Consider the following 23,699-nt stretch of genomic DNA (forward strand, 5'->3'; position numbering starts at 1 on the left):
TTCACCCGATTTTTGGAGACACAATGTTAAAAGCAGTTATTTTTGATATGGACGGAATTTTAATTGATTCCGAACCCGCATGGGAAGTCGCAAAATTTGAAGTGATGCAGCGCCTTTGCAATATTCAAATCACACAAGCAGACGCCGACGCCACCGTCGGCAAACGGGTGGAAGATATCGCACATATCTGGTGTCGCCAATTTGATCTGCCATTGGGAAAACAACGCGAAATCAGTGATGCCATGAACAGCAACGTGACTGACTGGATTCGCCGCCACGGCGAACCGCTGCCCGGTGTACGGGAAGCACTGCAATGGCTGCAAGACAACGGTTTAAAAGTGGCATTGGCATCATCTTCCAATATGCAGGTGATTAATGCCGTGGTCGATACCCTGCAACTGCGTGACTATTTTATCTCTCTCAATTCCGCCAATGAGTTGCAATACGGCAAACCGCACCCGATGGTCTACCTCAACACCGCCGAAAAGCTGGCGGTTTCGCCGTTGGCGTGTTTGGCGGTCGAAGATTCCGTCAACGGCGTCATCGCCGGCAAGGCGGCGCAAATGGAGGTGATTGCCATTCCGCCGCAGGAGCTGCGAACCGATCCGCGTTACAGCATTGCCGATCGCCGTCTGGATTCGCTCTTAGCGCTGCCTGCGCTGCTTCACGGCAGATTGTAGGTCGAAAGTGCGGTTTAAACTTTCGTCAACCCCGTAAATGACGTATTATCAGCGGCAATCACTGCTGAACCAAGGATATTTTATGAGCCAATACGCACTCGCCCGCACCAAACAGGGCAAAACCCTTTCTTTGACTGCCAACATGGCCAATCGCCACGGCTTGATCGCCGGCGCAACCGGAACCGGCAAAACCATCAGTCTGCGCAAACTGGCGGAAGCTTTCAGCGATGACGGCGTGCCGGTATTTTTGGTCGATGTAAAAGGCGATATTTCAGGTCTGGTAAACGCCGGCGAACTGCAAGGCAAAGTTGCCGAGCGAATCGAACAGTTTGAATTGGGCGGTGAACGTTATCTCAGCGGTTATCCGGTATCGTTTTGGGACGTCTTCGCTGAAAGCGGCATTCCGCTGCGCACCACCATTTCCGAAATGGGGCCGTTGCTGCTCTCCCGTTTACTGAACCTGAACGCTACGCAAGAGGGCTTACTCAATCTGGTATTCCGGGTTGCGGACGATAAAGGCTTATTATTGATCGATCTGAAAGATCTGCGCGCCATGTTGAAACACGTTGCCGACAACGCCGCAAGCTATCGCGTGGAATACGGCAATGTCTCCGCCGCCAGTGTCGGGGCGATTCAGCGTTCGTTGTTGACGCTGGAAAACGAAGGCGCCGCCAAGCTGTTCGGCGAACCGGCGCTGAATCTGGAAGACTGGCTGCAAACCCGTGACGGACGCGGTGTGATCAATATTCTGAATTCGGAGAAATTGATCAATTCCGCCCGAATGTACGGTGCGTTTCTGCTGTGGCTGATGGCGGAACTGTTCGAACGACTGCCGGAAGTCGGCGATCCGGAAAAACCGACGTTCGTGATGTTTTTTGATGAGGCGCATTTGCTGTTCGACGGCGCTCCGACCGCACTTGTCGAAAAAATCGAGCAGGTTGTCCGCCTGATTCGCTCCAAAGGCGTCGGCGTCTATTTTGTCACCCAGAATCCGCTCGACTTACCGGACAGCGTGTTGGGACAATTAGGCAACCGCATTCAACACGCGCTGCGTGCCTTCACCCCACGCGATCAAAGAGCGGTCAAATCCGCCGCCGAAACCTTCCGCAGCAATCCCGAAGTCAATGTCGTGGAAGCCATTACCGCACTTGGCGTCGGCGAAGCACTGGTTTCTTTCCTTGATGAAAAAGGTATGCCGACGCCGGTCGAAATCGCCTCTATTTATCCGCCGAAAAGCCAACTAAAACCCATCACGGACGAAGAGCGGTCAAGCCGGGTGAAAGGCGATGATCTATACCCTTTCTATCGTGACGACGTCGATAACGAATCAGCGTTTGAAGTGTTGGCCGCCGAACAGCAAAACCTGCAAGTGGTTGCCGAAAAACAACAGCAACAGGCGGAACAGCAGCAAGACGACGGCTTGATGGGCAGCTTGAGCCGTCTGATTTTCGGCACTAAAAAACGCGGTGAACAACTGACCGCCACCGAACAAGTCGTCAGCAGTGTCAGCAAAAGCATCGGGCGCAATATCCGCAACCAAATCACCCGCCAAATCGTCAGGGGGATTTTGGGAGCGCTGAAGAAATAACATATTAAATCACCCGGTCAATATGACGTTATCGCACGATTAAATGCCGGTTCGGTCTGTTTTCGGATAAACCCAGTCCGCTAAAATCGGTTCGTGATCGGACAACGGTGTGCCGTCGGGGGCGAATGCCGATAGAATTTTGCCGTGCGAACAACGAATATCTTTGGCACAGAACCAGTCCAATTTTTGCTGCCGCTGTTGGCGCAGGGTAATACGTGAATGGTGAGTGGTAACGCCTTCCGGATTGGCTTGCCAGTGATAGCCAAGCCGTTCCATACTGTGAAAGAGCGGTTCGGCATGGTGATCCAATCCATCCGCCAGATTATTGCCGGTGTTTAGATCACCGCCGATAATCACCGGCAGATTCGGTTTAAACTGTCGGCAGGCTTGCGCCAACGTCAGCATTTGTTGTTCACGGTAATGAATATCCTGATTAACATTACTTTCCAAATGGGTGCTGACCAGCAGCACATTGCCCTGTGATGTCGCCACTTCCGCCAACAGCGCCATTCTGCCGCCGATTCGTGCTTCACCAAAATGATCGCCGACTTTTTGTCCGCCAAACCAATGCCCGTGATCATCAAAACGCAACATGGCGACCGCTTTGAACGGCACTTTGCTCAGAATCGCATTGCCGTGCCAGCCTTTACTGTTGAAATCGTCCGTCGCCAGTGTACGTTCGATTTCACTCCCCAAATCCAGCTCCAAAAACTCAACGCCGTACAGATAATACATGCCCAGTTCTTTTGCCAGCGCCTGTGTAGTATGGCGCTGCTGTGTACGCGCCATGCCGTTGTCCATTTCCGACAACAACACAATATCGGGCTGATGCCGACGCAATAAAACCGCACTTGCGTCCACATCCAAACAGCGCTCCAGATTCCATGCCGCTATGCGGAAGTGACGCGACAGCTGCCGCTCCGTTCCCTGATGACCGCACTCAATGCTTTGCAGACAAGGCAACTGCATATAACGGCGATGAGCTTCCGTACTGCGTTCGGCCTGAACGATTTCATTCATCATCTGTTTCGGCACGTACTCCAGTTCCGCACAAACTCGGGTAATGAATGTAACGTGGTGTTGCGGCGCAACATCGTGTGAATAAACTGCGACCATCATCGCCTCCTTTTGCCGATCGAGAATCTCAAGCAACAGGATAAACCGCCTGTCCGCTTTCGCTGTCAAACAGGTAAATATCCCGACTTGCCACACTAAAATACAGCGTATCCTGCGCTGCAACCGTATTCATTTCCGTTACCGCCAACAACGACTGCGAACCTAAATTACCGTGAATCACCCGCTGCGCCCCCAAATCTTCAACGATCTCCGCCGACAGTAAAAACGGATTCTCCACATCGGGGCGCTGATACGACAACTGAATTTTTTCCGGACGGATACCGATTTTTAACGCTTTGCCCTGCCAATTTGACGGCAAGTTAAAATCCGGTTTGAAGTAGTGTCCGCTCGGCAGGCGCAGCACCCCTTGCTGTAAAGTGGCGTCCAAAATATTCATCGCTGGTGATCCCATAAACGTCGCGACAAACAGGTTTGCCGGACGGTGATAAATCTCTTTCGGCGTGCCGATTTGCTCCACTCTGCCGCCGTTGAGAATCACGATTTTATCCGCCATCGTCATCGCCTCCACCTGATCGTGGGTCACATAGACGGCGGTGATATTCAGCCGCCGCTGCAACGCCTTGATTTCCAAACGCATGGTATTGCGCAGTTTGGCATCCAGATTGGAAAGCGGTTCGTCAAACAAAAACAGCGTCGGCTCACGCACAATCGCCCGCCCCATCGCCACCCGTTGTCGCTGTCCGCCGGACAGCTCTTTCGGCTTGCTATGCAGATATTCGCTCAATTGCAACAGTTTGGCGGTCGCCTCTACCCGCTTTTCGATCTCCTGTTTCGGATATTTACGGTTAATCAGCCCATACGCCAAATTCTTGAATACCGTCATATGCGGATACAGGGCATAATTTTGGAACACCATCGCAATATTGCGATCCGCCGGTTCCAAATCATTAATCCGTTCACCGGCAAGATACATCTCCCCCGAGGTGATTGATTCCAAGCCGGCGATCATGCGCAATAAGGTTGATTTACCGCAGCCGGACGGGCCGACAAACACCACAAACTCACCGGCTTCAATGCGGATGTCGGCATGATAAGTTGCCGCTTTGCCGTTGGGATACACTTTACTGACGTTTTTGATTTCTAATGCTGACATAATTTTCTCTTATTCATTATTTATCGGAATCGACTAACCCTTTGATAAACCATTTCTGGAACAGCACCACCACCAACACCGGCGGCGCAATCGACAACACCACCAAGGCAAAAGCGCGGTTATAGGCCGGAATTTTGCCGTCGTCCAACACATTGATGATGTCCTTGATGCCTAACAACAGGGTTTTGAAACTGTCGTCGGTCGTCATCAAAATCGGCCATAAATACTGGTTCCAGCCCACCACAAACATAATAATGAAAATGGCGGCAATCATCGCTTTCGATAACGGCAATAAAATATCCATGAAGAAACGCCACGGCCCGGCATTGTCCATTTTTGCCGCTTCAATCAATTCGTCCGGAATCGAGAGAAAAAACTGGCGAAAGAAAAAGGTAGCCGTCGCCGAAGCAATCAGCGGCAAAATCAAACCGGTGTAGCTGTTGACCATGCCTAACTGCGCCACAATTTCGTAAGAGGGAATGATCCGCACTTCCAACGGCAACAACAGCGAACTGAAAATAACCCAGAATAAAAATGTCCCCAGCGGAAAACGGAAGTAGACAATGGCATACGCCGCCAGCATGGAAATCACAATTTTGCCGACAGCAAATCCCAGCCCCAAGATCAGCGAATTTTTCAACATCGTCAAGCCGCTGGCGCCCTTGATTTGTGTCGATACATCATTCAAAAAAACACTGGAGCTGCCGACCAGCAAATCTTTATAAGTGCTGATGAACTCATCGCCAAACCAGAATTGGATCCCGTTACGTGCCAGATACTCGGCACTGTGCGTTGATGACGCCAATGCCAGCCACACCGGCAACATCAAAAAAATCACGCCCGAAATCAGTATAAGATGGTCAAACAGTTTATTTTTCATGCAAATTTTTCCTTTTGGCGCCAATCAGTAATGCACTTTCTTTTCCAAAAAACGGAATTGAATCACGGTCAACAGCATCACAAACACCATCAAGATCACCGATTGTGCCGAGCTGCCGCCCAAATCGGCGCCTAAAAAACCGTCTTGGTAAATTTTATAGACCAGAGTCGAGGTTTCGCCGCTCGGTCGCCCGCGGGTCAAGGTGTCGATAATGCCGAAGGTTTCAAAAAAGGCATAGGTGATATTGATCACCAGTAAGAAAAACGTGGTCGGCGCCAGCAGTGGAAAAGTTATCGTCCAAAAGCGCTTGCTGCGGCTTTTACAGTCAATCGCCGCCGCCTCCTTGACCGACTGCGGAATGCCCTGTAAGCCGGCGATAAAATAGACAAAATTCACGCTGACCTGTTTCCATACCGAAATCAGCACCAGAGCCAACGTGGCATCGAACGAATCCAGCTTGTGATCAAACGCCCACATTCGGTTCAACAGTTTGTACAACGGGCCGACATGCGAATCGAACAAAAATACCGCCAGCAGCCCGGCAACCGCAGGGGCAATCGCATAAGGCCAGATAATCAACGTTTTGTAGCTGTTTTTGGCACGAATCACCTGATCGGCTTTTACCGCCAACAACAAGGCAATCGCCAATGAAAAAAATGTGACCAACACTGAAAAAATCACAGTAAAGCGGAACGAACCGAAATAATTCGGGTTGCTCAAGGCATCAATATAATTTTGCAGGCCGACAAAAGTCGCGCTGAAACCAAACGGATCTTGCAGATAAAAGCTCATGTTGACCGATTGAAACGCCGGCCAGACAAAAAACACGGCGATAATCAGTAATTGCGGCGCAATAAACAAATAGGGCAACACCGAATGTTGGAACGTTCTTTTATTCATCGTCTTATCCAAACAGAAAGAAAATACCCGAAGCGGGAATTCCGCCCCGGATTTGACCGCACTTGGCTTATTTTACGGTTTGTGCGAAGCGGGAAAGCAATTGATTACCCTCTTTTTCAATCACGCTCAATGCGCTTTCCACATCGGTCGCACCGGTAAACAGTTTGGTGACTTCACTGCGGATCACTTCACGGGTTTGCGGATAAAAGCCCAAACGGTAGCCTTTGGTCCATTCGCCGCCCGGCAGATTCAACTGCAAAATCCCGGTTTCCGCCGCCGGCTCCTGCGTGTAGTAGCCTTCGGCTTTGACTTTTTCATAAGCGGCGGTGGTGATCGGCACATAGCCGGTCTCTTTATGCCAGCCGGCCTGCACCTCGGCGCTGCTCAGGTATTTGAAAAAATCGGCCGAACAGGCATTTTGCTGTTTTGATTTGCCTGAAAACGCAAACAATGCCGCACCGCCGATAAAGGTGTTATATTGTTTGCCCTGTGTGACGGAATCCCAATACGGCAGATATGCAGTACCGAACTCAAAATCGGCTTGCGTTTTAATGCCGCCGAACGAACCGGAAGAGCCCAGCCACATGGCGACTTCGCCTTTTTCAAACGGGGTTTGGTTGTCGCCCCAACCTTCGCCGTAGTAACCGTAATAGCCTTTGTCTTTCCACGTTTTGAATTTATTCAAATGCATTTTCAGCTGATCATTGTTGTAATCCAGCTTGCTTGCCGGTGCGTCAAAGCCGTTATTTTGATCAGCCAGTTGCAGATTATGACGGGAATGGAAATTTTCGAACAAAATCCACGGCGAATGCGACTGTGACAGGGCGATATAACCGGCTTGTTTCAATTTTTCCGCCACGCCCTCAAATTCTTCCCAGGTTTTCGGCGGTTGCACACCGGCTTTTGCCAGCGCCGCTTTATTGAAATAGAGGATGACGGTGGACGAATTAAACGGCATACCGATCATCTTGCCCTGACTGTCGGCATAGAAATTTCGGATCCCCGGCAGATAATCGTTTTTATCAAATGCCACACCGCTCTCAGCAAACAGATCCGCCACCGGCGTCAACGCGCCTTTGGCATTGATAATCGTTGCGGAGCCGGCTTCATATACCTGAATGATGTTCGGTGCCTGTTTGGCACGAAATGCCGCAATGCCGGCGGTCAGCAGTTCTTCATAACTGCCTTTATAAATCGGATCAATCTTACACTGATTCTGAGAGGCGTTATAAGTCGCCGCCATCTTGTTGACCGTCTCCCCCAATTGACCGCCCATGGCGTGCCACCAGGTAATCTCGGTTGCGGCAGTCGCGGAAAAAGAAACGGTTGCAGTAGCAAGTGCGGTCATCAAAAATGATTTCTTAAACATAAACAGTCCTTCGGTGAATGCGAAAAATGATAGCTCGACATTGAGCCGAATCACTGTAGCAAAAAATTGTTACACTATTATTACAGCAAAAATAAAGGCGGGCGCATGAAGCGGCATAATCGATTCTGCCCAAAATCATTGGCATAACCACTGCTTAAGGGTAAACTTAATAGCGATTTTGTAGTCAAAAATAGGTCAATCCGTCATTATAAAACAATAAACCACTCACGGAGTTTATGTGAAATTGTCTAAATGGAAATTCGTCAGCCGCCTGTTCTGTTTTTCGCTGCCGTTCCTTTTTTCGGCAGCCGCGGCGGCACAGGGACAAACCGTCCTGTTACGTGTACAAGGCATTGAAAACCCGGTTTTAAGCGACAACGTGCGCATTCATCTGTCACAGTTAAGCAATGATGAAGCGGACGGATCGGAGCGCTACCAATATCTGGTCGCTCAAACCATCGAAAACGCCCTGCGCGCACTCGGCTATTTCAACAACCAAATCACCTTCCGCCTGCAACAGCGTGCCGCACCGGCAAAGGATTTGCTGTTTGCCGAGGTGGTACTGGCGCAACCGGTAAAAAATGCCGAACCTGAAATCCAAATTCTGGGCGATGCCAACCTCGATCCGGAATTTATCGCCTTGCGAAAAACCCTGCCGTCGGTCGGAACCGTGCTCAACCAAGGCGAATATGACCGCTACAAATCCTCACTGCAAAGTCTGGCGGCAAAGCGCGGTTATTTTGATGCCGATTTCGTGTTGTCACAACTGCTGGTCACGCCGGAAGAGCATGAAGCCGTATGGCATATCGTATTTAACAGCGGGCAGCGCTATCACTATGGCGATGTCCGCTTTAAAAATTCACAAATCCGTGAAGATTATTTGCGTAACATGCTGCCGATTGAAGCCGGAGAGCCTTATCTGATCAACGATCTGTCCACCCTAACCTCCAACTACACCTCCAGCAACTGGTTCAGCTCAGTGTTGCTGGAACCGCACTTGGACGAAGCAGCCAAACGGGTCGATCTCGATGTGTTGCTGCGACCGAAAAAGAAAAACAGCGTCGAACTGGGGATCGGCTATTCGACCGATGTCGGCCCTCGTCTCCAAGTCGGCTGGACACGCCCGTGGATTAACAGCCGCGGCCACAGCATTCGCAGCAATCTATACCTGTCTGCGCCGCAGCAAACGCTGGAAGCGACATACCGTATGCCGCTGCTGGCCAACCCGATGAATTATTATTATGAATTCTCCGGCGGGATGGAACGGGAAGACAACAACGACACCAAATCCAGCACCATCACGCTGGCAGGGCTGCGCTATTGGAATCACAGCAGCGGCTGGCAGTATTTTGCCGGTGTGCGCGCCCGTTACGATGATTTTACCCAAGCCGACATTTCGCACAGCACTCTGCTGCTCTATCCGACCGTCGGCTTTAACCGAACCCGCTTGCGCGGCGGCATGTTCCCGACTTGGGGCGACGCGCAGAATCTGACGTTCAATATCGGCCGCAAAATCTGGGGTTCCGACGTGGATTTTTACAGCATACGCGCCTCTTCCGCTTGGATTCGCACCTATTTTGACAATCACCGTTTTTTAACTCGGTTTGAAATCGGTTACATAAACACCAAAGACTTGGCACGTATTCCGCCGGCATTGCGCTTCTTCGCCGGCGGCGATCGCAGTATTCGCGGTTACGGCTATAAAAAAGTCTCGCCGAAAGACCGTGACGGCAAACTGATCGGCGCATCACGCATGGCGATTGCCAATTTCGAATACCAATATCAGGTTTATCAAGACTGGTGGGCGGCAGTATTTTACGACACCGGGCTTGCCGCCAACAAATTTTCTACGGCGGAATTGCGTTCCGGCGCCGGCATCGGCGTACGCTGGGCATCGCCGATCGGTGCGGTAAAATTTGATATCGCCACTCCGATTCGGGATAAAGACAATAGCAAAAACATTCAATTTTATATCGGACTGGGAACGGAATTGTAATGAACAGCACACAAACAGCGCCACAAGAGCGGACAACGGCAACGGAAAATCGACAAGACGACACACAGGCACAAAATAAAAAACACAAGTGCGGTTGGCGCAAATGGCTGTGCGGCTTTGCCGTGCTGCTGTTACTGCTGCTGGCCGTGCTTATCGGCTTACTCGCCAGCGGCTACGGACAGCGCGGGCTACTGAAACTGGCGGATAATCTGCTGGACGAGCTGCAAATCGAGCAGATCAGCGGCAGTCTGAGTGACGGCTTGCACCTGAAAAACGTGGAATATCACAGCGACGGCATCGGCGTTTCAATCGCCGAAACCCATGCGCAATTACGATTTTCCTGCTTGTGGCAGCGCAAAGTGTGCATCGATGACCTCTCCCTCGACAAGGTTACGATCGGGGTGGATACCGCACTTTTGCCGCCGTCGGAACCGAATCCGCCTTCATCGGGGGAAATGCGCCGCATCACGTTGCCGTTAGCGATCGATATCAACAATATTGCGCTACAAAACGTAAACGCCAAAGTGGATAACATGGCGTTTAATATGAATCGTTTTCAGACCGCACTTTCGCTGAATAACGATCAGGGGCTGACCATTCAACCGATTCAAATCGAACAATTTGCGGTCGAAACGGCAGAACCTGCAAGCGACAATGGCGGAGAAAAAGCGCAAACGGCAACAGAACGTGCGCTTGCACCGCAAACCACAGACTGGGAAGCCCTGCAACAGCAACTGGCAAAACCACTGTTGGCGAATGTACAGCAGATTACCCTGCCGTTTGATCTCCATATACTCGGTTTACACGGCCGTGACTGGCACTATCGGGAACAAGGTGAAAACGGGCTGGATATTGCGATTCCGATCGTTGATCTGGTCGCCGATGCCAGCGGTTATGACGTCGTCTTGCAACAGTTGAAAATCAACAGCGATCTGATAGACCTGGACGCACAGGGCGAAATCACGTTGGCGCAGGATTTCCCGCTTGATTTCCGACTGAGCGCCGATATTTACCCGTTGCTGCAAGCGGAAAAATTGATACTGCCGCAAAGTGCGGTCAAATTAAACTTGAACGGCGCGCTCAAACAAACGGCTACGCTGCAACTGGTGACCCAAGGCGCCGCCGATTTACAACTGGACGGACAACTGCAACTCAATCAAACGAATAACCCGTTTAATCTGCACCTGCAAAGTCCGCAATTCCGCTATCCGTTCAGTGCCGCACCGCAATCCGACGCCGATCAAGCCAACAACCGCACCAATGCCGATATCGCATTACACGATTTGGATCTGCAACTGGACGGCAACCTATCGCAATACCGAATTGCCTTGCAAAGTGCGGTCAGCGGCAATGCCGTGCCGCCGTCCCGTTTATCGTTCAACGGCAACGGCACCCTTCGTGATCTCACTATTCAATCGCTGCTGATCGAAGCCTTGAACGGCAAAGCCGAATTGAACGCTAAGCTGGCGTGGCATGACGGCATACACTGGCAAAGTGCGATCACGCTGGAGAATATCGACACCCGCCATTACCTGCCGGAATGGGCGGCATTACTAAACGGCGGCTTAAACAGTGAGGGCACAGTCAACGGTGAAAACTGGCAAGTGGCAATCAGCGATGTAGCCCTCGACGGCCGCCTCAACAACCAACCGCTGCAATTGAACGGCAATTTGCAAAGCAGCCGCCAACGCTGGTTGAATGCCGAACAGGTCAAGCTGGTTTACGGCAATAATACCGTTACCCTGAACGGACATTTTGATGAAAACTCGGATTTACAGGCAGACATCAATGCGCCGAATCTCGCCGGGCTGTTGCCGAATTTATCCGCCTCACTGAACGGCAACATCAATATTCAGGGCAGTCTGCAAAAGCCGTCCGCCGACATCGACTTAATCAGCAAAAACATCCAGTATCAGGATTTTCGCCTGCGCAATTTCAGTGCCAAAGGGCGGTTGAACATGGACGAAATCATTGCCGGTGCGCTGTATCTGAATCTGGATTCGTTCAAATACGCTGATATCGAACTGCAGCAAACCAAATTAATTGCCGAAGGCAACGAGAAAAACCACAAACTCAACCTGCGCACCGCCGGCAAGCCGGTGTCCGGTACGTTGAATATTTACGGTGGATTCGATCGCGCCGCCGAAATGTGGCAAGGCACATTTAGTCAAGTGCGGTTGAATTCTCCGGTCGGCGACTGGCGCAACAACCATAATATGCAGGTCGGCTTCAATGCGGCACAAAACGAAGCGGAAGTCTCCGCCCACTGCTGGCTGAACCAACAAGCACAAATCTGTTTCCCACAAACGTTCAAGGCGGGCAATAACGGCGATATTCCGTTTGAACTGAAGCAGATCAATCTGGCGATGATCAACGATTTTCTGGATAAAAACAGTCAGGTCTCCGGCATTATCGACGGCAGCGGCAAAGTCGCATGGTTCAGCGACAAACCGTTTGAACTGGCGCTGGCGTTAAAGAGCGGTCAACTGGGGTTCAAACAGCGGATTGACTACCGCACTTTTCAGATTGAATTACAGAATCTGAACATCGACAGCCAAATTCAGAACAATAATCTAACCCTGAAAACCGCCGCCGAAATCAACCGCAGCGGCCGCTTGGCAACCGATTTAACCGTTTCCGATTTGTCGGCGGCACGCACACTGTCCGGCGATATCCGCTTGCAGGATTTTAATTTGGATTTGCTCAATCAGTTGCTGGCCAAAGGCGAACGGGTACAAGGCGTGATCAACAGCCGCCTGCAACTGGGCGGCAACTTGCAGGCGCCGTTGCTGAACGGCGGCTTTAATCTGGAAAATCTGAGCGCTAAAATGTATTCCTTGCCGTTTCAAGTCTCCGACGGCCGGATCAATATCGCCTTTAACGGCACCTCTTCCACTTTAAACGGCACATTGCAAACCCCCGAAAGCCGACTCAACCTGAGCGGCAATGCATCGTGGCGCACATTGGAACAGTGGCAGGCACAGATCGCGGCGCAAGCCGACCGTTTCAAACTCGATATGCCGGGCATTGCACAAATTGAAATCAGCCCGAACGTGGAAGCCAATATCAATCCGCAATTGCTAAGCCTGACCGGTAATGTCGATGTGCCGTGGGCAAGAATCGAAATCGAAGCGCTGCCGGAAAGTGCGGTCGGCGTCAGCAGCGACTTGGTTATCATCGACAGCAAAAACAAAGCCGCTATCCGTCAGGCGTTGCAAGAACAAGCGCTCGCCCGTCAAGCAGGCATGGCGGTTTCATCGAATATCACGCTCAATATCGGCAATGATGTGCGACTCAACGCCTACGGACTGAAAGCCAACTTAAACGGCACGCTGGCGGTGCGGCAAGAAAAAACGCTGGGGTTATACGGTCAGGTGAACATTCAAAACGGGCGCTACGCCTCTTTCGGGCAGGATTTGCTGATTCGGCGCGGACAAATCAGCTTTTCCGGGCTGGCATCGCAGCCGTTCCTGAATATCGAAGCCATTCGCAATCCGGAAGCGATGGAAAACAGTAAAATCGTTGCCGGGATCAAAGTAACCGGCATTGCCGAACAACCTGATGTAGCAGTCTTTTCCGAACCGGGCATGTCGCAGGACGAAGCGCTGTCCTATCTCTTGACCGGACGCGGGCTGGACAACAGCGGCGATTCGGCGTCCAGCGCCTCTATCGGCGCCGCCATGCTCGGACTGGGTTTATCCAAGAGCGGCAAGCTGGTCGGCGGCATCGGCGAAGCCTTCGGCATCAGCGATTTAACGCTGGATACCGCCGGCATCGGCGACAATTCGCAAGTGGTGGTCAGCGGCAATATTACGCCGCGGCTGCAAGTCAAATACGGCGTCGGGCTATTTCAACCGTTGGCAGAACTCACCTTACGCTATAAAATAATGCCACAACTTTTTTTACAATCGGTTTCGGGGGTGAACCAGGCGGTCGATTTGCTGTATCAGTTTGAATTTTAACTTTAATTATAAAAAGACAGTATGCATGACAAAAGGAGACCTCGGATGTTGACGTTGGAAAGAGACAAAAACAGCTATACTTCGAAAGAACTGAGCTGGCTGGCATTTAACGAGCGGGTGTTGCAAGAGGCTTATGACGAAAGCAATCCGTTACTGGAACGGATTCGCTTTTTGGGTATTTTTGCCGCCAACTTGGACGAATTCTACCAAGTGCGGTTTGCCAATCTGAAGCACAAGCTCCTGATTATCCGCGAACAGGAATCATTGCCGGCTAAGCAGATTCGCTCACAATTGGAAGTGATTCAGCAACGAACGGAAACCTTGAATCAGAAATTTGACGAAATCTACAGCCGCCTGATGTTACGACTGGCAAAACACAAAATCTTCCTGCTCAACGAAACCCAACTTTCTTCTTATCACCAAAACTGGCTCAAAGAACATTTCAAGCGTGAAATCAAACAGCATATTTTCCCGATTATTCTGAATGAAGATATTGACCTGCTGCAATCCCTCAGCGCGCACAATTCCAACCTGATTATCGAACTGAAGAAAAATAAAAAAATCCAGACCCTTGCCATTTTGCCGATTCCGTCGGATACGATTTCACGCTTTGTGATTCTGCCCAAAGAGCGGTATAAACGCCATCAGGGCATTATCCTGCTGGATAACGTACTGCGTTTTTGTCTGGCGGAAATTTTCGCCGATGCGATTTTTGACTACGATGAAATCACCGCCTATTCGATTAAAATGACCCGTGATGCCGAATACGACCTGATTACCGAGGTTGAATACAGTCTGCTCGAACTGATGTCGTCCAGCCTGAAACAACGGGTAACCGCACAGCCGGTTCGCTTTCTGTATGAAAAATCGATGCCGAAAAACCTACTAAAAATGCTGAAACAGCGCTTGAATATCAGCAGTCTGGATTCCGTCGAGGCCGGCGGGCGTTATTTAAGTTTCAAACATTTGCTGCAATTCCCGGATTTGGGCAACAAAGAGTTGGTGAATGCGCCGTTGACGGTGATTGCGCACCCGCAGCTGAAAAACGAACGGATCATTCTCGATGCAGTCAGTAAAAAAGATATTCTCTTGTATTATCCATACCACAGTTTTAATGTGATTTGCGAACTGCTGCGCCAAGCGTCGTTCGATCCGAACGTGACGGCAATTAAAATCAATTTATATCGGGTGGCGAAACAATCGCGCATTATCGAAGCACTGATGAATGCCGCCAATAACGGCAAGCAAGTGACTGTGATCATCGAATTGCAGGCACGCTTTGACGAACAAGCCAATATCGACTGGGCAAAACGCCTGACCGACAGCAATATCAAAGTGGTTTTCTCCTCACCGGGGTTTAAAATCCATTCGAAACTGTTCCTGATCACTCGCCGTGAGAACGGTCAGCTGGTCGATTACGCCCATGTCGGCACCGGCAATTTCCATGAGGGGTCCGCCCGAATTTATACCGACTTCGCCCTGCTGACAAAAAACGGCAAAATCACCGAAGAAGTCAAACGAGTGTTCCGCTTTATCGAAATGCCGTTCAGCCCGACCAAATTCAGCCACCTGCTGGTGTCGCCGATCAACGTCCGAAAACGGCTGGCCTATCTGGTCAATCGTGAAATCCGCCATGCCCAAGCAGGCAAAAAGAGCGGTATTATCCTGAAAATCAATAACGTGGTTGATCCGGAAACCGTCGATTTACTGTATAGTGCCAGTCAGGCCGGCGTGAAGATTCGCATGATTGTGCGCGGCATGTGCGCTTTGCGCGCCGGGGTTGCCGGATTGAGTGAAAATATCGAAATCATCAGTGTCATCGACCGCTTCTTGGAACACCCGCGGGTCTATTATTTTGAAAATGACGGCAATCCAGACGTCTATATCTCTTCCGCCGACTGGATGACCCGCAACCTTGACCGTCGGATTGAGGTCGGCACGCCGTTATTGGACGCCGACACCAAACAGTGTGTGATCGATATTTTAAATATTCAGTTATCAGACAACGTCAAAGCGCGTATCATCGATGCAGAAGAAAAAAACGATTATGTCCGCAATGACCTGCCGCCTTGCCGTTCGCAGCTGGCCATTCACGACTACTTGCTGGCTAAAACCTTATCCATAAAATAGAGTAACCATTATGAATCAACACACAACCTCGACTGACTCGGCAACCAAAGAATTCGCGGCAATCGATCTGGGTTCCAACAGCTTTCACATGATCATTGTCCGTATCGTCAACGGTTCAATTCAGGTGCTGTCACGCCTGAAGCAGCGAGTGCAGCTGGCACAGGGGTTGGACGACAACCAGCATTTAAGCCGTGAGGCAATCGAACGCGGCGTGGCTTGTCTGGCGCTGTTTGCCGAACGTTTGCAGGGATTTTCGCCTGAAAATGTGCGTGCCGTCGGCACCTACACCCTGCGGCGCGCCAGCAACAATAGCGAATTTTTACAGGCTGCCGCAGAGGTTTTTCCGTTTCCGATTCGGATTATTTCCGGTACTGAAGAAGCGGAGTTAATCTATTCCGGCGTGTCGCACACCCAGCCGGAAAACGGGCGTAAGCTGGTGGTGGACATCGGTGGCGGATCAACCGAAATGATCATCGGCGAAGGCTTTAATCCGTTGATCGCCAACAGTCGCAACATGGGCTGTGTCAGCTTCGGCAAAACGTTTTTCCCCGACGGTAAAATCACAAACAAAAGCTTCAACAACGCCAAACAAGCGGCACTGGAAAAAATTGAAGACTTATCGTGGGAATACCGCCATCTGGGGTGGCAATCCGTGCTGGGCTCATCCGGCACGATTAAAACCGTCAGCCAGATTATCAACGAAAATTTCAATAAAGACGGCGTGATCACCGTCGAAAACCTGCAACAATTAATCGAAAAAGTACTGAAATACGACAGCTTCGACAAACTGAAACTCGCCGGTCTGAGCGATGATCGGGTCAGTGTATTTGTGCCCGGCTTGGCGATTCTAAGTGCGGTTTTCGACAATTACCGCATCGAACAAATGCGTTATTCCGACGGCGCCCTGCGTGAAGGCGTCATGTACGGATTAGAAAACAGTTTTCAGGTCGACGACATTCGTGAACGCACCGTCAACAGCCTGATGGAACATTTCAGTGTTGATCAGGAGCAAGCGCTGCGGGTTGCCGACACTGCCGTATTACTGGGGCAGAAATACCAGCGTTGGAAAAACAGTGATTGGATTCAGGATATGCAGAATATTCTGTTGTCTGCGGCTTTGGTGCATGAAGTCGGAATTGCAATCAATCACAGCGGTGTGCAACGACATTCCGCCTATATTGTACAAAACAGTGAACTGCCGGGCTTTGACCGCAGCCAGCAACGGCTGCTGGCAACACTGGTGCGTTACCAAATCAAATCATTCAAAACAGCCGATTTACTGCCGGATAACCGCTATGATGCACAAGATATACTGGCGTTGATCACGCTGTTACGCTTAGCACTGATCATCAACCGCTCACGCCGGGCGACCGAATTGACCGAGAAATTTACTCTCGATGTCAGCAGTGATTCGAAAATCTGGGAGCTGGAATTTGAACAAGGCTATCTGGAACGCAACCCGCTGACCCGCAGTGAACTGGGCGAAGAACAAGCGTTTTTAAACGGTTTGAATATCAATTTACAATTTAAATAATAAAGATTATCGACCATCATGCCGCAGGCAAAAGCGCGATTAAAAAATCGGCTTCAGCAGCTCGCTTTCCGATAAATGGCAGAAAATGCGGTGATTGTCGGCAAAAGTGCGGTTTGGCGGAATGTGGCTTTCACAGATGCCGCTGATTTTTTTCGGACAACGGCGCCGGAACGGGCAGCCTTGCGATGACGGTGATTGTTCAATGCCGTCATCCGCCAACAGCTTCGGTTCGCTATCGGGATCCGGCTCTAAAACCGCCCCCAACAAAACTTCGGTATACGGGTGAAACGGCGCTCGGAAAATACGATCGGTTGTGCCGATTTCACAAATACGCCCCTGATACAGCACCGCAATCTGATCGGCAAACGCCCGCACCACCGCCAAATCGTGCGACACAAAAATATACGCCGTGCCTTGTTCTGCCTGTAGTTGTTTCAGCAAGCGCAAAATCGCCGCCTGAATCGAAACGTCCAGTGCCGAGGTGACTTCATCACACAAAATCAGCTTCGGCTCGGCGGCAAACGCACGGGCAATGCCGATCCGCTGTTTTTCGCCGCCGGACAGTTGCGCCGGAAACCGTTGCAAGTAAGTTTTCGGCAGGCGCACCGCATCAATCAGCTGTTCACAACGCTGCTGAAGTGCGGTTCCGGTTAAACCGAAGTAACGTTTTAACGGTGCCGCCAGAATTTCAGCAATGGTGTGGCGTGGATTAAGCGCACTGTCGGCATTTTGAAAAATCATCTGTAATGCCTGCAACTGCTCGCGGCTACGCTGTTTTACCGTTGCCGCCAACGGTGTATTACCCACATCGACACGCCCGCGGCTCGGTTTTTGCAAACCGGCAATCGCACGCAAAATCGTCGATTTCCCTGAACCCGACTCCCCGACCAACGCCAGCGTCTTCCCCTGTTGCAGCGTAAAATTAATATCGTCAACCGTATTGTGCGGCGCTTGCTTTTTCAAACGCTGCAACCAGCTTTGCCGTTGATAGCTTATCGCCAAATCCGTAACGTTCAGTGCCGGAATTGCCGTATCGGTTGCCGAAACGGTATTGATGGTGTTGTGTATTGCCGGCTGATATTCAATCGTAAAATGACAACGCACCTCACCGACAGCCGTGTCGCGTAACGGCGGTGCGATTTGGCGGCACAGATCACGGGCATGGCGGCAACGAGGTGCAAACGCACACCCTAACCGCACTTCGCCTACCGGCGGCGGAAATCCCGGCAGAGCGGACGGAATCCGTTGGTCTTCCATGTGCGGAATCGCCTGTAATAACGCCTGCGGATAAGGGTGCTGTGGTTTGGTCAGCAAAGTACGGCTATCGCCCTGCTCGACAATTTCGCCGGCATACATCACTACGATACGTCGGCAAACACGGGCAATCACCCCTAAATCATGACTGACATAAATCATCGCCACTTGTGTGCGTTGTGCCAGCTCGCGCAAAAATTCCAAAATGTGAGCCTGCGTGGTCACGTCCAAGCCGGTGGTCGGCTCGTCCAACAATAATACTTTGGCATCGCACGCCAATGCCATCGCAATCGCTACCCGTTGCTGCTGTCCGCCGGACAGTTGATGCGGATAGCGTTTTGCCAATAAGTGCGGTGTCGGCAGGCGCACCAAGTTCAACAATGTCACGACTTTTTGCCGACGCTGTTTTGGGTTAAGTGCGGTGTGGAGTTGCAGCGCTTCGTTAATTTGTGCGCCGACGGTTAAGGTCGGTGTCAATGCTTGTCCGGCATTTTGCGGAATCAAGGCAATTTGTCCGCCACGCAACCGGTTCAACTGCTTACTTTTCAGGCTGAACAGCGGCTGCTTGGCAAAATAGACCTCGCCTTCAAACCGCATTAAACCGCTCTTGAGATAGCCCATTAACGCCAGTGCCAACGTAGATTTGCCCGAGCCGGATTCACCGACAATACCAATACACTCACCTGCTTTTACGCTTAACGAAATATCGCGTAGAATCGGATATCGGCGGTTTTGCTTTACAAAGCCTAGGCTGAGATTTTCGACTCGGATCAATTCGGCTGTCATCGTTAAATTCTCTCTTTTGCCCGATCAACGCCGAGCGCTTTGCCCAAGGCGTCCGCCAACAGGTTAATGCCGATAATCAAACCGGAAAGCGCAATACAGGGATAGACAATCGCCCAAGGGGTAATCGCAATAAAACCGCGCTCATTGGCGATCATCAAGCCCCAATCCGGTGTCGGCGGTGTTGCGCCGAAACCGAGAAACGACAAAGAAGAAAACGCCAACAACATCCAGCTCCAACGCATTGCCCCTTCGACCAATAAAATATCCGCCACATTCGGCAGTACTTCATGCCGAATCAAGGTAAAAAGCCGCTCGCCACGTGCGTTGGCGGCAGTGATAAAATCACGGGCAACAACTTGCAGTGTGGCCGCTCTGGCGACCCGAATCACCGCAACCCCGTAAAAAAAACCGAGAATCGGGATCACCGTCCAAGCGCCGCCCTGAGTAACCGATGCCACCAACAGCAAAAACAGTAGCCATGGAATCGATAAAAACGCATCGACAAAGCGCATACTGATTTCATCGGTTTTACCGCCGACAACCCCCAACAAAATGCCGACAAAACCGCCCCACAGCACTGCAATCGCTGCCGCACAGGCGGTTACCAACAACGCCAGACGTCCGCCGTACAATACCCGACTGAACATATCTCGCCCCAAACTGTCTGTGCCCATCAAATGCGCCATAGAAGGCGCTTGCTGAATTAAATCGGGATATTGTGCGGTCGGGTCATGCGGCGCGAGCCACGGCGCAAACAGGGATAACAAGATATAAGCAACGGTCAAGCCCAAGCCGATCAAGCCCGAAGGGCGGGCAACAATCCGTTGTAACGTGCGGTGAAAGGCCTGAAACATCGTGGTTATTTCCTGTGGTTCAACGTGCGGTTTTGGCATGGCGTAAACGTGGGTCAAGCAGCAGAATCAACAGATCCGCCAAGAGATTCACCACAATATAGACGACGGCAAAAATTAGGGCGATCGCTTGCACCAGCGGCAGATCGCGATCATAAATCGCCTGCAACATCAGCGTGCCCATGCCGGGATAATTAAACACCTGCTCAATAACTACCACCCCGCCAAGCAGCCAAGCAACCGTCAGCGCAATCACGTTGATTGCCGGAATCAGCGCAGAAGGCGCAACGTGCCTGAAAAACAGCCGCCGCGCCGGAACGCCTTTCAGTTTTGCCATTTGCACAAAATCCGATGCCGTCACCTCAATAACCGCCGCTCTGGTCATGCGTAAAATATGGGCGGTCATCACCCACGCCAGCACCGTCACCGGCAACACCAAATTCGGCAGCAAATCGGCTATCGGTGCATCGGGCGGTACGGTGGTAATTGCCGGAAACCAGTTGAGCCAGACCGCAAAGATAAAAATCAGTAACGCCGCACTGACAAATTCCGGAATCGTCATCGCCAACATCGCCACCGTCGAAATCAGCAAATCACTCGTTTTATCCCGCCGGATCCCCGCCCAAAAGCCCAACAATAATGCCAACGGAATCCCGACCGCAGCGGCAAAACCGGATAAAAGTGCGGTGTTGCGAAACCGCTCTTGCACCAATTCGCCAATCGGTTTACGCCGTTTCAGCGATGTGCCGAAATCGCCCTCGATAATGCCGCCGACCCAGTGACGATAACGCTGCGCCGCCGGTTTGTCCAAGCCCTGCTGTTTGATACACTGTTCCAAGCGCGGCCCTTGCGCCGCACGCTGCAAATAGGCGGTACACACATTGCCGGGCAGCAGTTCGACCACGGTAAATACCAACCCTGATACAAAAATCAGAGTAAACAGGGCAAAAAATAGTCGGTGAAAAATGAGCTTAATCATAAGTGCGGTTTTCAGCCGTCACGCAATATGCAACGGCTGGGATCAATACCTACTTTTTCTCAATATCTTGAAAACGGATTGCCATTTCTTCGGTATCCGCCGCCAGACCCGACAATTTGGCAGAAATCACCCGCACTGCATTTTGGTGAAATGGAATAAAAGCACCGCCTTCGGCAAACAGCTGTTGCTGCAAATCCAGATAAATCGCCTTGCGTTTGGCAAAATCCAACTCTTGGCGCGCCGCATCCAATTTTTGATCAAATTCGGCATTATTCCAATGGCTTTCGTTCCATTTGGCGCCGCTACGATAAATTTCGTTGAACACCTGATCCGCCTGACGTTGGAACCACGAAGTGACAAAGAACGGCTCGACCATCCAAGTATCCGTCCAATAACCGTCCGCCGGTGTTAGCGCCAACGTCACGTTGATCCCTGCCGTTTTCGCCTGTTGCTGATAGACTTCCGCTAACCGCAACGTGCCGTAATCAACGTCGGAATAGTGTAACGTCACATCAAGCCCGTTCGGATAACCGGCTTGTGCCAGCAATGTTTTCGCTTGTTCGATATCGGCAGGGCATTGCATCTCGGCAGCATATTGATCACCCGACCAAACCGGCGTGTCACAACTGACAATGTAACCGCCGTCACCCATCACCAGTTTGCCGAAGGTATCCCGATCGGCAAAAATCCGCATCGCCTGCCGCACTTTCGGATTATCAAACGGCGCCGTATCGGTGCGCATAATCAAGCCCGCCCAACGCCCGGTCGGGACATTTTGAATGGTATAACGGTTTTTATCGGCAAACAGCGCTTGCTGTTGCGATGTCACTGACGGCAACAGATCGATCTGCCCGGCCTGCATGGCAGAAACGCGCGCCTGCTGATCAGGAATGGCGATGATTTCCAGCTTTTCAATTTTTGCCGGCCCCTCCCAATAATTCTCAAAACGGGTTAATTGTGTCGTGCCGAGCGGATCGAGTTTCACCACTTTATACGGCCCTGTGCCGTTGTCGCTTTCACACAGCTTGCTCATGTCATTACCGCAGCTCTCTTTATCCATTATCCGCACCCGATAATCCATCAGCAGGATCGGGAAATCGGCATGGGCGGATTGTAGATTGATTTGCACCGTGTGCGAATCCAATGCGCTGATTGAATCCACAATATCCAGCACCGCTCTTGCCGGGCTGTCGATAGTTTCCGATTTGATTCGGCTCAAGGAATACACTACATCGTCGGCATCAAATACGTTGCCGTTATGAAAAGTTACGCCTTGGCGCAGTTTGAACGTCCACACTTTTGCATCGGCGTCGGACGACCATTCCGTTGCCAGATCCGCCACGGCCTGATCGTGTTCGCCCTGTCGCACCAGACGGCTGAAAACGGTTTGTGACAATTGCGAAAACGGCGTCGGCGAAATCGGATCGAGCGATTCCGCACCACCGTAGCCTAACTCATGGGAAATGCGCAAGGTTTCGGCTTGAACGGAGAATGACAGTGTTGCCAACGCAACAGCGGTAATAACGGCGGATTTCATGTCAATTAAATACCTTGTATAAAGAATGTAAATTCAGACGAAAAGCATAACACTAGCCGCCAAATGAAACAAATAAAAGTGCGGTTTCTGCGCAGCTTTTAGCGCAGCCGATCCAAGCGTGCAATATGTTGTGGGGTGATACCGCAGCAACCGCCGATAATGCTTGCGCCCGCTTGGAGCCACTTTTCGGCATAAGCGCGGTATTCTTCATCGGACAGATCACGCAATTCGCTTAAGCCTTCATTTGCGGCGCCGTCATTGGTTTTTGGTGAAAAACCGTTGGCGTAGACCCCGATTTGAAGGGTTGAGCCGTTGCTGTCCAACCACTGTTTACACGTTTCAACCGCACTTTGCATCACTTCAGGAATCGAGCAGTTAAACAAAATTGCATCAAGCCGGCTTAAATCCAGCGTTTCAAGCACCGCCGTCAACGGCTCTCCCGAACGCAACTGCGGCTGAAGTGCGGTATCGTCTAGGGTAAACGAAATCCAAATCGGCTTGTCTTCATCAGCCAAGAGCGTTAACAATAATGCCGCTTCGGCGCAAGACGACAAAGTTTCCCCCAGCCAAATATCGGCATAATCACGTTGTTGACGGATAAAAATCCGCCAGACCGCACTTGCCTGATCGGCATCAAACAAATCCGCCCGATAACTGCCCGCCACCGGCGGCAGACTGGCGGCTACACGCCGATTAGAATAGTCATTCGCCGCATCACGCGCCAAACGCGCAGCCAGTGCGATCAAATCCGCCCCCTGCCGCTCAAACCGCACTTGGCCGATATGAAACGGCACACAGGCATAACTGTTGCTGGTGATAATATCCGCCCCCGCATCAAGAAAATTGCGGTGAGCCTGAGTCACCCAATGCGGCGCCTCAATCAGCGCCAACGCCGACCATTCCGGCTGTTTGAACGGTGCGCCGATGCGCAATAACTCACGCCCCATGCCGCCGTCAAGTAATGTAAACTGCATATTATCCTCTCTTTTGGTTACCAACAAAATATAGAGCAGCCGATTTGAA

General features: G+C 51.2%; 16 protein-coding genes. 6 read left to right on the forward strand and 10 right to left on the reverse strand.

The window, feature by feature from the left end; all coding sequences use genetic code 11:
- Positions 1–23: 23 nt before the first annotated feature.
- A complete protein-coding gene (hxpB, locus tag OA57_RS07120; protein ID WP_034615559.1) occupies positions 24–680 on the forward strand; it encodes a hexitol phosphatase HxpB in 657 nt (218 codons plus the stop codon).
- 82 nt (positions 681–762) lie between these two features.
- Entirely contained in the window at positions 763–2,268 is a 1,506-nt protein-coding gene (locus OA57_RS07125; protein ID WP_034615572.1) for a helicase HerA-like domain-containing protein, read from the forward strand.
- Between the two features lie 39 nt (positions 2,269–2,307).
- Here the strand turns inward: OA57_RS07125 and OA57_RS07130 are convergent, their stop codons facing one another.
- The 5 genes from OA57_RS07130 to OA57_RS07150 form a co-directional block, all read right to left on the reverse strand.
- A complete protein-coding gene (locus tag OA57_RS07130) occupies positions 2,308–3,387 on the reverse strand; it encodes an endonuclease/exonuclease/phosphatase family protein (RefSeq protein WP_152596724.1) in 1,080 nt (359 codons plus the stop codon).
- Between the two features lie 25 nt (positions 3,388–3,412).
- Entirely contained in the window at positions 3,413–4,498 is a 1,086-nt protein-coding gene (locus OA57_RS07135) for an ABC transporter ATP-binding protein (protein WP_034615574.1), read from the reverse strand.
- Between the two features lie 16 nt (positions 4,499–4,514).
- Positions 4,515–5,378, reverse strand: coding sequence for an ABC transporter permease subunit (locus tag OA57_RS07140; protein WP_034615577.1), 864 nt, complete (start codon positions 5,376–5,378; stop codon positions 4,515–4,517).
- Between the two features lie 24 nt (positions 5,379–5,402).
- Positions 5,403–6,278, reverse strand: a complete 876-nt coding sequence (locus OA57_RS07145; RefSeq protein ID WP_034615580.1) for an ABC transporter permease subunit — start codon at positions 6,276–6,278, stop codon at positions 5,403–5,405.
- 67 nt (positions 6,279–6,345) lie between these two features.
- Positions 6,346–7,647 (reverse strand): extracellular solute-binding protein, encoded by a 1,302-nt coding sequence (locus tag OA57_RS07150; protein WP_052122417.1) that lies wholly within the window; start codon positions 7,645–7,647, stop codon positions 6,346–6,348.
- Between the two features lie 238 nt (positions 7,648–7,885).
- On the opposite strand from OA57_RS07150, the gene tamA reads away from it, so the two are divergent.
- The 4 genes from tamA to ppx are packed head-to-tail and all read left to right on the forward strand — an operon-like array spanning position 7,886 to position 17,269.
- Entirely contained in the window at positions 7,886–9,643 is a 1,758-nt protein-coding gene (tamA, locus tag OA57_RS07155) for an autotransporter assembly complex protein TamA (RefSeq protein WP_034615583.1), read from the forward strand.
- On the forward strand, positions 9,643–13,605 hold the full coding sequence (gene tamB / locus OA57_RS07160) for an autotransporter assembly complex protein TamB (protein WP_052122418.1): 3,963 nt from the start codon (positions 9,643–9,645) through the stop codon (positions 13,603–13,605). The genes tamA and tamB overlap by 1 nt, the downstream gene beginning before the upstream one ends.
- A 45-nt stretch (positions 13,606–13,650) precedes the next feature.
- Complete coding sequence (gene ppk1, locus OA57_RS07165; protein ID WP_052122419.1) at positions 13,651–15,735, forward strand: polyphosphate kinase 1; 2,085 nt, start codon at positions 13,651–13,653, stop codon at positions 15,733–15,735.
- 10 nt (positions 15,736–15,745) lie between these two features.
- Positions 15,746–17,269 (forward strand): exopolyphosphatase, encoded by a 1,524-nt coding sequence (ppx, locus tag OA57_RS07170; RefSeq protein ID WP_034615586.1) that lies wholly within the window; start codon positions 15,746–15,748, stop codon positions 17,267–17,269.
- 39 nt (positions 17,270–17,308) lie between these two features.
- Here the strand turns inward: ppx and OA57_RS07175 are convergent, their stop codons facing one another.
- The 5 genes from OA57_RS07175 to OA57_RS07195 form a co-directional block, all read right to left on the reverse strand.
- Positions 17,309–19,309, reverse strand: a complete 2,001-nt coding sequence (locus OA57_RS07175) for a dipeptide ABC transporter ATP-binding protein (protein WP_034615588.1) — start codon at positions 19,307–19,309, stop codon at positions 17,309–17,311.
- Positions 19,310–19,311: 2 nt separating this feature from the next.
- Positions 19,312–20,163, reverse strand: a complete 852-nt coding sequence (locus tag OA57_RS07180; protein ID WP_034615590.1) for an ABC transporter permease — start codon at positions 20,161–20,163, stop codon at positions 19,312–19,314.
- A gap of 19 nt (positions 20,164–20,182) precedes the next feature.
- Positions 20,183–21,139, reverse strand: a complete 957-nt coding sequence (locus tag OA57_RS07185; RefSeq protein ID WP_034615592.1) for an ABC transporter permease — start codon at positions 21,137–21,139, stop codon at positions 20,183–20,185.
- Between the two features lie 49 nt (positions 21,140–21,188).
- Complete coding sequence (locus OA57_RS07190; RefSeq protein WP_052122420.1) at positions 21,189–22,676, reverse strand: ABC transporter substrate-binding protein; 1,488 nt, start codon at positions 22,674–22,676, stop codon at positions 21,189–21,191.
- A gap of 98 nt (positions 22,677–22,774) precedes the next feature.
- Positions 22,775–23,650 carry a homocysteine S-methyltransferase family protein gene (locus tag OA57_RS07195; protein ID WP_034615594.1) on the reverse strand — a complete coding sequence of 292 codons (876 nt, stop codon included), beginning with the start codon at positions 23,648–23,650 and terminating at the stop codon, positions 22,775–22,777.
- Between the last annotated feature and the right edge of the window lie 49 nt (positions 23,651–23,699).

It is taken from the genome of Chelonobacter oris, assembly GCF_000772535.1.
GTDB classification, from domain to species: Bacteria; Pseudomonadota; Gammaproteobacteria; order Enterobacterales; family Pasteurellaceae; genus Chelonobacter; species Chelonobacter oris.